General features: G+C 71.4%; 8 protein-coding genes. 4 read left to right on the forward strand and 4 right to left on the reverse strand.

The genetic code is table 11. The features are described 5' to 3' along the window. Positions 1-64: 64 nt before the first annotated feature. The gene (locus MTES_RS15365; RefSeq protein ID WP_013586200.1) at positions 65-925 is read left to right on the forward strand and encodes a PHP domain-containing protein; all 861 of its coding nucleotides are present in this window, start codon (positions 65-67) and stop codon (positions 923-925) included. Positions 926-1008: 83 nt separating this feature from the next. Here MTES_RS15365 and MTES_RS15370 read toward each other — a convergent pair whose 3' ends face one another. Continuing rightward, a complete protein-coding gene (locus MTES_RS15370) occupies positions 1009-2457 on the reverse strand; it encodes a DEAD/DEAH box helicase (RefSeq protein WP_013586201.1) in 1449 nt (482 codons plus the stop codon). Positions 2458-2607: 150 nt separating this feature from the next. Here MTES_RS15370 and MTES_RS15375 point away from each other — a divergent pair, with 150 nt between their 5' ends. Continuing rightward, positions 2608-3324, forward strand: coding sequence for a ferritin-like fold-containing protein (locus MTES_RS15375; protein WP_013586202.1), 717 nt, complete (start codon positions 2608-2610; stop codon positions 3322-3324). A gap of 42 nt (positions 3325-3366) precedes the next feature. Here the strand turns inward: MTES_RS15375 and MTES_RS15380 are convergent, their stop codons facing one another. Continuing rightward, positions 3367-3654 (reverse strand): hypothetical protein, encoded by a 288-nt coding sequence (locus MTES_RS15380; RefSeq protein WP_013586203.1) that lies wholly within the window; start codon positions 3652-3654, stop codon positions 3367-3369. Positions 3655-3667: 13 nt separating this feature from the next. Continuing rightward, positions 3668-3892 (reverse strand): DUF3107 domain-containing protein, encoded by a 225-nt coding sequence (locus tag MTES_RS15385; RefSeq protein WP_013586204.1) that lies wholly within the window; start codon positions 3890-3892, stop codon positions 3668-3670. 202 nt (positions 3893-4094) lie between these two features. On the opposite strand from MTES_RS15385, the gene MTES_RS15390 reads away from it, so the two are divergent. Beyond that, positions 4095-7259, forward strand: a complete 3165-nt coding sequence (locus tag MTES_RS15390; RefSeq protein ID WP_080575440.1) for an ATP-dependent helicase — start codon at positions 4095-4097, stop codon at positions 7257-7259. After that, the gene (locus MTES_RS15395) at positions 7256-10543 is read left to right on the forward strand and encodes an ATP-dependent DNA helicase (RefSeq protein ID WP_013586206.1); all 3288 of its coding nucleotides are present in this window, start codon (positions 7256-7258) and stop codon (positions 10541-10543) included. The genes MTES_RS15390 and MTES_RS15395 overlap by 4 nt, the downstream gene beginning before the upstream one ends. 15 nt (positions 10544-10558) lie before the next feature. Here the strand turns inward: MTES_RS15395 and MTES_RS15400 are convergent, their stop codons facing one another. Further along, a complete protein-coding gene (locus tag MTES_RS15400; protein WP_013586207.1) occupies positions 10559-11935 on the reverse strand; it encodes a phosphotransferase in 1377 nt (458 codons plus the stop codon). Positions 11936-11988 lie beyond the last annotated feature (53 nt).

Consider the following 11988-nt stretch of genomic DNA (forward strand, 5'->3'; position numbering starts at 1 on the left):
CGGGCACTCTCCTCACTCGAGCCCTCGCCCCGCCGGCGACCGCGACCCGCGCTAGGCTCGATGGGTGGAGCAAGATCGGCGATTCGAGGGTCCCAGCGACCTGCATCTCCACTCCACGCACTCCGACGGGACGGAGGCGCCGGCACTGGTCATGGCTGCCGCCCATAGTCATGGTCTGCGCACCGCCGCGCTCACCGATCACGACACGACCTCGGGGTGGGCGGAGGCGGCCGAGGCCGCGACCTCGCTGGGTATGACCTTCGTACCGGGGATGGAACTGTCGGCGCGGCACCGGTGGAGAAGCGTGCACGTTCTCGCCTATCTCATCGACCCGGACGATGCGGGCCTGCGGGCCATGACGGATCGCATCCGCTCGTCGCGGCTCGACCGGGCCCAGATCATGGCGGAACGGATCTCGCGCGACTACGACATCGCGTGGGACGACATCGTCGCGCAGACGACCGACGGCGCGACGGTCGGCCGTCCGCACATCGCCGACGCGCTCGTCGCGCGGGGCATCGTCGCTGACCGGACCGAGGCGTTCGCGAGCATTCTGCACCCCTCGAACGACTACTACGTCGCCCTGTACGCGCCGGATCCGGTGACCGCCGTCGAACTCGTCGTCGGGGCCGGTGGCGTGCCGATCGTCGCGCACCCGGCGGGTCGGGCGCTGCTGCCCGACAGCGTCACCGCGGCCATGCTCGACGCCGGTCTCGCGGGATTCGAACTCGGGCATCGGGAGAACCTCCCCGAGCCGACCGCGCTGCTCGCCGGTCTCGCCCGCGAGCGCGACCTCATCGTCACGGGGTCGAGCGACTATCACGGTCTGGGCAAACCGAACGTCCCCGGGGAGAACACGACGGCCGACGACATGGTCGCGCGGATCTTCGCGCTCGGGCACGGGACGGACCCGGTCTTCCCGTAACCTTCCCCGGGCCGGATGGTCCGATCCGCGAACGCGAACGGCGCCGGTCCCGCGTGGGAACCGGCGCCGGTGAGGTCTTCGCGTCAGGCGACGGGAGCCGACGGGGCGCCCGAGCTGCCGCCGCTGCGGCGACGGCGGCGTCGGCGCGGAGCCGCGTTGCCGTCGTGGTGCTCCTTGCCGGCGCCGTCGTGCGTTCCGGCCCCGTCCTCGGTGCGAGGGGTGCTGTCGCCGGATGCCTCGCCGGACGAGGAGCCGCCGCGACGGCGGCGACGGCGCGGAGCGCGTTCGCCCTCGGCATCCGGGGTCTCGGTCTTCTTCTCGACCTTGGGTGCGACGGCCTTCGGGGCGGTCACGAGACGACCCTTCGTGCCCTCGGGGATGTCGAGGTCGGTGTAGAGGTGAGGGCTCGACGAATAGGTCTCGGTGGGCTCGGGCTGACCGAACTCGAGGGCGCGGTTGATGAGGGCCCACTTGTGCAGGTCGTCCCAGTCGACGAACGTCACGGCGATCCCGGTCTTGCCGGCGCGGCCGGTGCGGCCCGCGCGGTGCAGGTAGGTCTTCTCGTCGTCGGGGATCGTGTGGTTGATGACGTGGGTGACGTCGTTGACGTCGATGCCGCGGGCGGCGACGTCGGTGGCGATCAGGACGTCCTTCTTGCCGGCCTTGAACGCGGCCATCGAGCGTTCGCGCGCTTCCTGGCTCATGTCGCCGTGGACGGCGGCGGCGTTGAAGCCGCGGTCGCCGAGCTCGTCGACGAGCTTCTGCGCGGCGCGCTTGGTGCGGGTGAAGATGACGGCCTTCTCGCGACCCTCGGACTGCAGGATGCGGGCGATGACCTCGTCCTTGTCGAGCGAGTGCGCGCGGTAGACGAGGTGCTTGATGTTCGCCTGCGTGAGACCCTCGTCGGGGTCGTTGGCGCGCATGTGGATCGGGTTCGACATGAACCGGCGCGCGAGCGCGACGATGGGTCCGGGCATGGTGGCCGAGAACAGCTGCGTGTGACGCACCGGCGGCACCTTGGAGAAGATCTTCTCGATGTCGGCGAGGAAGCCCAGGTCGAGCATCTTGTCGGCCTCATCGAGCACGACCTCGGTCGCGTTGGACAGGTCGAGCAGACGCTGGTTGGCGAGGTCGATGAGGCGACCGGGCGTTCCGACGACGATCTGCGCGCCGGCCTTGAGCTGGTCGATCTGGCCCTCGTACGCCTTGCCGCCGTAGATCGCGACGACGCTGGTGGGGCGGTTGGAGGTCAGCATGTCCATATCCTCGTAGACCTGGACGGCGAGCTCGCGCGTGGGAACGACGATCAGCGCCTTCACGCCCGGTTCGGGGTTCAGGCCGAGACGCTGGACCACGGGGATGCCGAAGCCGAAGGTCTTGCCGGTACCGGTCTTGGCCTGGCCGATGATGTCCTGGCCCGGAAGGCCGAGGGGGATCGTCTGCTCCTGGATCGGGAAGGCATCCACGATGCCCTTGGATGCCAGGGCATCGACGATGTCCTGATCGACGCCGAGTTCGGCGAATGTCGTCATGAGCGTGCCTGTTCCGGCGGTGAGAAACCGCCTGGGGAGTCGGATCCACGCCCTCCACTCGTCCACAGGCGCGGGGCCCCGATCCATCGCCGGGGCGTGTCCACTCTACCCAACAGTGTTTCGCGTGCCCCCGACGCCTAGGCTGTAGGCGTGTTCGAGTGGTTCCGTCGTCGTCAGCGCCCGGTCGGTCGGACGCTGCAGTTGCGTTCGCGCGGAGACCTGGGCGAGGCCCTGCGCGTGGACTTCGCGGAACTCGCTCCCGACATCGAGACCTTCCTCGGGCAGGCCGCCTACCTGCAGCTGGGGTTCTTCGAGACCCTCAGCGAGCTGATCGCCCTGACGCCGGAACTGGCGGAGAAGGAGTCGCTCTCGCGCGCGGCGGGGGCGGCTCTCATCAAGCACCAGGAGCTGGTGGGACTCATCCGGGAGCGGGGCGCCGACCCGACGCAGCTCATGCTGCCGTTCCGGGAGTCGCTCGACGCCTTCCGCCGCGCCACGCACGGCGTGCGCCCGCAGGAGACCATGCTCTCGGTTCATATCACCGCGGGCATGCTCGACGATTTCTACCTCGCCCTGTCCTCGAGCTACGGCGACACCGGGCGTCGCGTCGCGCGCATCCTGAAGGCGGACGACGATCGCCAAGCGATCGTCGACATCCTCGGGGCGACCATCGCGAGCGACGAGGAGTGGCGGTGGCTGCTCGCGCTGTGGGGTCGGCGCCTGGTGGGTGACACGCTCCTCGTCGCGCGGGCGGCGCTGCGGCATCCGAGACTCGATCGTGCCGAAGAAGCCAAGGTGGAGCCCGTCTTCACCGAACTCATGGGCGCGCACGCGCGAAGAATGGATGCCATGGGGTTGGCAGCCTGACGCGCTGAGGCCGATCGTGCCCCGGCGTCGCGGGGGAGCCCGTCAGATGCCCAGGTGGGCGCGGTCAGTGGCGTCCCGACGGACGCGCGTCCGCGACAGCAGCGGAATGAGCACCAGTGTCGTGAGGGCGGGCGCGGCGATCGCGACCAGCCACAGCAGCGGCGACGCGACCGTGAGCCCCGCCCAGGTGAGCGCGGTCCACGAGACGGCGGATGCCGCCGCTCCGGCGAACGGGGCGAGGGCGACGCCCCGTTCGCCTCGGTGCGGCAGCGCGAAATGGATGCCGAGCCCGATGACGGCTCCGACGATCAGGCCGAGCAGGATCTCCATGCGCGGGTGAGAGTCAGGCGACGAAGCCCACGCGACGGGACTCTTCGGTGCCGAGCTCGACGAACGCGAGGTTCGCGGTGGGCACGATGTAGGAGTTGCCCTTGACGTCGGTGAAGGTGACGTGGCTCGCGGAGCTGTCGAGGGCGGTGACGACCGACGACTTCACGACATCGGAGCTCTCGTTGGTCTCGAAGCTCAGTTCGCGGCCGGTGTTGGTGATGCCGATGCGGATCTCCACGATGCGTCCTTTCCGCCCGGGTCGCGGTCGGCCCGGTGCGCTCTTCGACTCTAGGGCAGCCCTCCGACACGACGTCGCGCGTGGCGGGCCGCTTCGCGGATGGCGAACGCCGCGGGGAGCGACGGGCGCGGAGGCCGCCTGTCGGGGAGCGCGCGGTTCGGTCGCGCGGCCGGTGTCGGTGGCCCCGGCTAGCGTGGAGGACATGCTCGATCGTGACGCCCCGCAGCCCGTTCTCGGCGCGGCCGTTGCGGGTCCCGCGACCGGGGAAGCCCTGCTCGACCCGCATCAACGACAGGTCGTCGCCTGGGCTCCCGAACGCAGCGGGGTGGTCGTCGGGGCCCCCGGGTCCGGGAAGACGTCGACGCTCGTCGCCCGGGTGCGTCGGCTCGTCGAGTCCGGGGTGGATCCCGACGACATCCTCGTCCTCACGCCGACGCGGCCGGGGGCGACGGCGCTGCGCGACCCGCTCGCCCTCGCGGTGGGACGAGCGACCTCGGGCGCCCTGGCGCGATCGCTCGCCTCCTTCGCCTTCCAGCTCGTGCGCGGGGCGGAGGTGCGTCGGGGCAATGAGCCTCCGCAGCTGCTGACGGGCGGTGACGAAGATCAGATCGTGAAAGACCTCCTCGACGGCGACGCCGCCGATGAGAGCGAAGGGATCTCGCGGTGGCCCGAGTGGCTCGGCCCCTCCATCCGGGCCACTCGTGGATTCCGCGGCGATCTGCGCGCGTTCCTCGCGGAGTGCACCAACCTCGGGCTCAGCCCCGATGATCTGTCCGCCCTGGCGTCGCAGCACGGGGTGGAGGTGTGGGAGTCATTGGCCTCCTTCACGCGCGAGTATCGGCACATTCGCCGACGGATGCGCGGTGCCCATCGGGATGCCGCGGACCTCGCGCGGGAGGCCGTCGGCATCCTGGACGATGCTCTGCGCGACAGGGATGTGCTCGGCCGGTTCGCGGCACTGCGGTGCATCCTCGTCGACGATGCGCAGGAACTCACGAGCGGCGGCGTCGATCTGCTGCGGGCGTGTCGAACGCTCGGGATCGGCGTGGTCGCGTTCGGCGATCCCGACGTCGGCTCGGGCGCGTTCCGCGGCGCGACTCCCGAGAACTTCGCCCGGCTCGCCCGGGAGCTGGGGGATCTCGCGGCCCTGCGCAGAGTGCACCGCGGGACGCCGGAGCAGGCCGACCTCGTGCGTTCGGTTGCCGCACGCGTCGGTGCCGCGGGAGTCGTGGCGCACCGACGAGCGCCCGAGGGGGCCGCGTCGACGGGCTCCGTGCGCACCTTTCTCCTGCGGTCGCCGGCGGAGGAGGCCGACGCGATCGCCCGCCTGCTCCGTGAACGTCACGTGCTCGACGGCATCGCGTGGGGGCAGTGCGCCGTGATCGCGCACGATTCGCGACAGGTCGCGGCTCTCGAGGCGGAGCTGGCGGCCCGCGAAGTGCCGGCGCGCTCCAGCGGCCCGGGCGTCGCGCTCGGTGCCCAGCGGCCCGTGCGCGACCTCGTGGCCTTGGTCGAGCTCGGAGCCACCGACCCCTCGGAGTGGACTCCGGAGTCCGTCACCGACGCGCTTCTCGGAACCTTCGGCGGGCTCGATCCGATCGAGCTCCGGCGGCTTCGTACGGTCCTGCGGCACGAGGAGATGCGTGAGGGCGGAACGCGGTCGGCGGGTGAGGTTCTGGCCTCGGGGCTTCGGCATCCGCTCGAGTTCGCGACGATCGACTCGCGGGAAGCGCGACGAGCCGCTCGGCTCGGTGAGACGCTGGCGGCGCTTCGCGCGCAGGCGGAGCAGCACGCGACGGCGCACGAGTTGTTGTGGACCGCGTGGGAGCGAAGCGGACTCTCCCGGTCGTGGCGCGAGGCCTCACGCGGCCACGGGCCGCTCGCCGAGCAGGCGAATCGCGATCTCGACGCGATCGTGGCCCTGTTTCAAGCGGCCAAGCGCTTCACGGAGCGCGAGCCTGACGGCGAGGCCGCGGTCTTCCTCCGCGCGATCCTCGACAGCGATGTCGCCGAGGACCGCATCGAGCAGCCGGCGGTGGTCGACGCCGTGCGCGTGTTGACTCCCGCGGCGGCCGCGGGTACCGCTTTCGACACCGTCATCGTCGCGGGCGTGCAGGACGGGGTCTGGCCCAACACCCGCCTGCGCGGGGGACTGCTCGAGACCTGGCGCCTCGCCGACGCGGTGCAGTTCCCCGACCTCCCCGCCGCGGGCATGCTCGATCGTCGACGCGCGGCGATGCACGACGAACTCCGTTTGTTCGTCCGAGCGATATCGCGTGCCGGGGAGCGGCTGATCGTGACCGCGGTCGACGACGACGACACCGGGCCGAGCGTGCTGTTCGAGATGCTCCCCACTCCGGAGGCGGCATCCGCGATTCCCGAGCATCCGCTCTCGCTGCGCGGGCTCGTGGCGCGGCACCGGCGCACGCTGACGGTTCCCCGCGTCCCCGCTCCGGACCGACGGCACGCCGCGGGGCAGCTCGCGCTGCTGGCGACCGCGGGTGTCGCGGGAGCGGCGCCGGAGCAGTGGTACGGGGTCGCCGCTCCCAGCTCGACGGCGCCGTTGCGCGACCTGGCGAAAGAAGACGTGCGGGTATCGCCGTCTCGTCTGCATGCCCTCGAGGAGTGCGAGCTGAACTGGGTCATCGCCGACCTCGGCGGCGACCGCAGCGGCACGACGGCGGGGATCGGAACGATCATCCACGCGGCCCTCGAGACTGCGGCTTCGGCGTCGGAGGACGATCTGTGGGCCGTGGTCGAGGAGCGGTGGGGCGAGCTCGTCTTCGACGCCGCGTGGCGGGAGCGCGCGGAGCGTACGCGCGCCCGGGACCTCGTTCGGCGTCTCGCGACCTATCTGCGGCGTTTCGACGACGCGGGGGGCCGCCTGATCGGTGCGGAACGGCATTTCGAGGTTCCCATTCCCGTCGACGACGCGGGTGAGCACGGCGCCGTCGTGAGCGGTGACATCGACCGCGTCGAACTGACGCCGTCGGGCCGAGTCGTGATCGTCGACCTCAAGACCGGGAAGAACGAACCGCAGACGGATGCCAAGGTCGCCGACAATCCGCAGCTGGCCGCGTACCAGCTGGCCTTCGCGTCGGGCGCGATCGAGAACACCGAGGGTCTGGCCCCCGGCGGCGCCAAGCTGCTCGTGCTCCGCCCGACGGCGGCGACCAAGGACTACGCCGAGCCGCTGCAGCCTCCCTTCGACGGGGAGGCACGCGATGCGTTCGTCGAGCGCGTCCAACGAGCGGTCGGCGTGATGCGCGGGGGGAGCTTCGCCGCGCCCTACGAGGTGCACTGCCGCGACGAGTTCTCGTACGGACTCTGCCGCATCCACACGGTTGCGCCGGTGAGTGCCTCATGACCTCGACGCTCTCCGCGGCGACGATCGCCGCCGCGCTCGGCCAGTTCCCGCCCACGCCCGAGCAGACCGCCGTGATCGAATCGCCGCTCGCCCCCGCCCTCGTCGTGGCCGGCGCCGGCAGCGGCAAGACCGAGACGATGGCGGGCCGTGTCGTGTGGCTCGTCGCGAACGGGATCGTGCGCCGCGACGAGGTGCTCGGCCTGACCTTCACCCGTAAAGCCGCGGGGGAGCTGGCCGAACGTATCCAACGGCGCCTTCAGCGGCTCTCAGAGTTCGAGACGCGCGGCCTGCTGCCGCTCCTTCCCGAGCTGCACGCCTCAGGCAGGCTCGGCGTCTTCGCCGAACTCGCGGCGCAACAGGGAGCGCGCGGTGATGCAGCGCGCCGCGCGGTGCTCGACGCTCTCGCCGACGAGTACGCGACGCTCGGCACGGGGGAGAGCGACGGCGACCAGCTCCTGCACCGGCCGACCGTCTCGACGTACAACAGCTTCGCCGATTCGCTCGTGCGGGAGCACGGGCTGCGCATCGGGCGCGACGCCGAGTCGGCGATCCTCTCGGAGTCCGCGGCGTGGCTTCTCATGCGGCGCGTGGTCTTCGCCTCGGACGACCCGCGGCTCGAGGAACGGCAGGAGTCTCCGCGCACCCTGATCGACGCGGCGCTGCGGATTGCGCGCGACGGTGTCGACAACCTCGTCGACCTCGAACGCCTCGCGGCCTTCCCCGACGAGTTCGGACGGATCGTCGAGCGCCCATCGACATCCGCGCGGGTCACGGTGTACAAGGACGTGGCGGACGCCGCCGCGCGTGTCTCCGCGCTCAGTCTGTTGGCGACCCTCGCCGCGGCCTACGACCGCGAGAAGATCCGGCTCGGCGTCATGGACTTCGCCGATCAGGTGGCCGGGGCGCTGCGGATCGTCCGCGAGCATCCCGCCGTGGTGGCCGAGCTGCGCGCGCGATATCGCGTCGTGCTGCTCGATGAGTATCAGGACACGTCCGTCGTCCAGACCGACCTGCTGTCGACCCTGTTCGGAGGCACGGGCGTGATGGCCGTGGGCGATCCCCACCAGGCCATCTACGCGTGGCGCGGTGCGAGCGCGGGCAACCTCGGCGGGTTCCCGGCGGCCTTCTCACCGGAGGGCGGATGCCGACACTTCTCGCTCCTGACCAGCTGGCGCAACAGTGCCCGGGTCCTCGACGTGGCCAACGCCGTCCTCGCGCCGCTCGCCGACCGTTCGCCGATCGCCGTGGGGGCGCTCACCTCGCGTCCCGGTGCGCCCGATGGCCTGGTCGAGATCGTGTTCGAGCGCGACCTCGACACCGAGGCCGACCGCGTCGCTTCGTGGTTCGCCGGTATCCGCGCAGCCCGTCAGGCCGAGGGGCGCGCGACAACGGGTGCCGTCCTCTTCCGCAGCAAGAAGCACATGGTGCGTTTCGGGGACGCGCTGGGGCGGCGTGGCATCCCTCACCGCATTCTGGGGCTGGGTGGCCTGCTCACGACACCCGAGGTCGTGGACGTCGTGTCCGCGCTGCGGGTGATCAGCGACCCGGAGGCCGGGTCCGCGCTCATCCGGCTGCTGTCGGGACCGCGGTGGGCGGTCGGGCTTGCCGACCTGCGCGCACTCGCCCAGCTCGCGCGACGTCTCGCGACCCACGACGTCGCTCTGCAACCGCTCGAGGCCGAGGTCGTCGATCGGCTGCGCGCCACGCCGGGCGCCGATCGCGCGTCGCTCGTCGACGCCCTCGATTTCCTCGCGCGGCAGAACGACGACCATGGGTGGCTCGCCGACATCACACCCGCCGGGCGAGCCCGTCTGCGGGAGGCCGGGACCGTGTTCGCGGGCCTTCGCCGCAGCATCGGCGCGCCCATCCCCGAGCTCATCCGCCTGATCGAAGCCGAGCTGCGTCTCGACATCGAGCTCGCGGCCAACGAGTCGCGGGGTCCTGCCCGGATTGCCTCCGCGCAGCTCCGAGCGTTCGTCGATGAGATCCGCGGATTCCTCGCCGCAGACGAGTCGGGCTCGGTCGCGAGTCTGCTGGCGTGGCTGGATCACGCGGAACAAGCGGACGAGTTCGCGCCGCGGACCGAGCCGCCCGAGGACGACGTCGTCCAGCTCCTGACGATCCACGGGTCGAAGGGGCTCGAATGGGATGCCGTGGCGGTCGTGCGGTTGGTGACGGATGAACTCCCGTCCCTCCCGCGTGACACGAAGGGGTGGCTGGGGTTCGGCATCCTGCCCTCCGACTTCCGCGGTGACGCGGCCTGGCTTCCGACGCTCGGTTGGCGGGGGGCCGAGACGCAGCAGGAGCTGAAGGCCGCCATCGACGACTTCGTCGTGGCGAACCGCGCGCGTCAGCTCGACGAGGACCGTCGACTGGCGTACGTCGCTTTCACCCGCGCCCGTGACCACCTGCTGCTCTCGGGGTCCACCTGGTCGGGCACGAAGAAGCCCCGTCGGCCCAGCGTGTTCCTCGATGAGGCGGCCGAGGCGCTGGGCAGCGAGCTCGTCGTCGGAGAGGCGGGGGAGGATCCCTACGACGGGGAGCGCCGTCTGCTGCACTGGCCGCTCGACCCCCTCGGTTCCCGCCGGACGGCCGTGACCGCCGCGGCGGCGGAGGTCGTCGCGGCGCGGGACGCAGCTCCGGCGGAGCCCGACCCCGATCTGGCGTTGCTGCTCGCCGAGCGCGCCGCGCGCCTGCAGCCGGTCCATGCCCCCGCGCCCACGCGCATTCCCGCCTCTCGATTCAAGGACTACGTCGCCGATTACGGGGCGGCCGTCGATGAGGTGCGGCGTCCGATGCCGGAGCGGCCGTATCGGCAGACGCGGCTGGGAACCTTGTTCCATGCGTGGGTCGAGCAGCGTTCGGGGCTCGTCGGCGCGGGAGTGGGCCTCGATGACGGCGGTCTGTGGGAGGACGACGACTTCGGCGCCTCCGCCGCGGACGCGGCCGAGCTCCAGCGACTCCGTGACTGTTTCGAGCGCTCCGAGTGGGCGGCGCTGCAGCCGATCGAGGTGGAGACCGAGATCGACTTCGTCACGCGACGGCTCGACGGGCGCGAGCACGTCGTGATCTGCAAGCTCGATGCCGTCTACCGCCGGGGCGATCGCTACGAGATCGTCGACTGGAAGACCGGCAAACCTCCGGCCACCGCTGAAGAGCGGCGCTCGCGGATGGTGCAGCTCGAGCTGTACCGCGAGGCGTACCACGCCAAGCACGGAGTGCCGCTGGAGTCCATCGACGTGGCGCTGTTCTATGTCGGGGACGAGCTGGTCATCCGGGGATGACTCCTCGGCGGGGCGTCAGGAGCTCTCGCCTGTCACACCCCAGCGGCGGAGTGCCGCGCGGCTCGCGCGCGCGGCGTCTTCCTCGTCGTCCTCGTCGTGCGCGGGGTCTCCGGCGGCCGCGGGGGCGGTGCCGACCGTGGCGTCCGCTCCGCCGGAGTGCGACTCTGTCCTGGTCCAGCCCTCGAGATCGATCGGGGCCGTCGGACCGGGCTCTTCGCTGAGAGCCGGGGGCAAGTCGAACGTCCCGGTGTCGGCGTTGGCGCCCGGGAGGTCGTCGTCGGCCAGGGCCGCGGCGAGTCCGGCTGCCGCGGCCTCGCGGTCCCGCTCGGCGGAGAGGTAGAGAGACAGAGCCTCGGGATCGTAGGCGTCGGTCTGCATCGACGTATCCGCGGTGGCGATCACCGCCGGGGGCACCTTCTCGACGAGCGCGAGAGCGTCATCGATGTCGGTGCGGGTGTCGGCGACGATGTGATCGCCGCGGACGCCTTCGACGAGCGCCTCGAGCAGGGCGACCGCATCCGCGACGACCGACGCGTCGCCGGCGTCGTGCCCGTGGACCAGCCACCGGGCGAATTCGAGTTCCGCGTAGAGGCGGGCTCGTTCGCGAAGAAGCGCGTCCGGGGAACGATCGCCGGCCGCCGTGTAGCCGTCGAACACGTCGTCCGCGGCGAGCGGAGCGGATGCCAACCAACGGAGGTCCACGGCCGGATCGCCGACGCTGAGGCCCGACCAATCGAGCACGCCGGTCACATGGGGGATGTCGTCATCGTCGTCCTCGAGGAGGATCGACGAACTCGTGCCGCCACCGAGGACGACCGCCGATTCGAAGCGCCAGAGTTCGTCCTCGCGCAGAGCACGGCGCCAGCGCAGCATCAAGCCGTCGGGGACGCGGTCCGTACCGTCAGCGCGGTCGAGCAGGCGCGCGGTGTCGTCCCTGACCTGCTCGGGGGAGCGGACGGGGAGGCCGTCGGTGCGGACGATCGAAACCGGGAGGGCGTGGATGGCTGCCAGCGCGCCGCCGATGGCCGGGGCGTAGCCCGGTCCCTTGGGCAGGTGGGCGGGATCGATCCGGTACCCGTCGAGATGGGTCGTCACCAGGACCCGGTCCGTTCCTGAACCGCTCTCCCCGAGCACCTCTGGAACGGCGAAGGGGAGGAGGGCGCGCACACCCGGGGTGAGGGCGAGCAGTGCTCGAGACTCCGCAGCCAGGTCGGAGGCGAACTCCTCGGACGAGGGCAGGCGGACGACCGCGGTGCGTCCATCGTCGAGGTGGACGATGGCGGAGTCGAAGCGACCCGCGCCGTTCTCGGTGAGCGCTCCGACGCGCGTCACGCCGATCCGCGGGAGGGCCGCCGTCACCGACGCGGCTAGAGTGAGGGGCGAGCGGGCCATGCCCCCAGGGTAGGTCGCGTGCTCGCTCGTTCCCCTTGCGCCACGCCCTTGAG

Origin of the sequence: Microbacterium testaceum StLB037 (genome assembly GCF_000202635.1) — a bacterium.
GTDB classification, from domain to species: Bacteria; Actinomycetota; Actinomycetes; order Actinomycetales; family Microbacteriaceae; genus Microbacterium; species Microbacterium testaceum_F.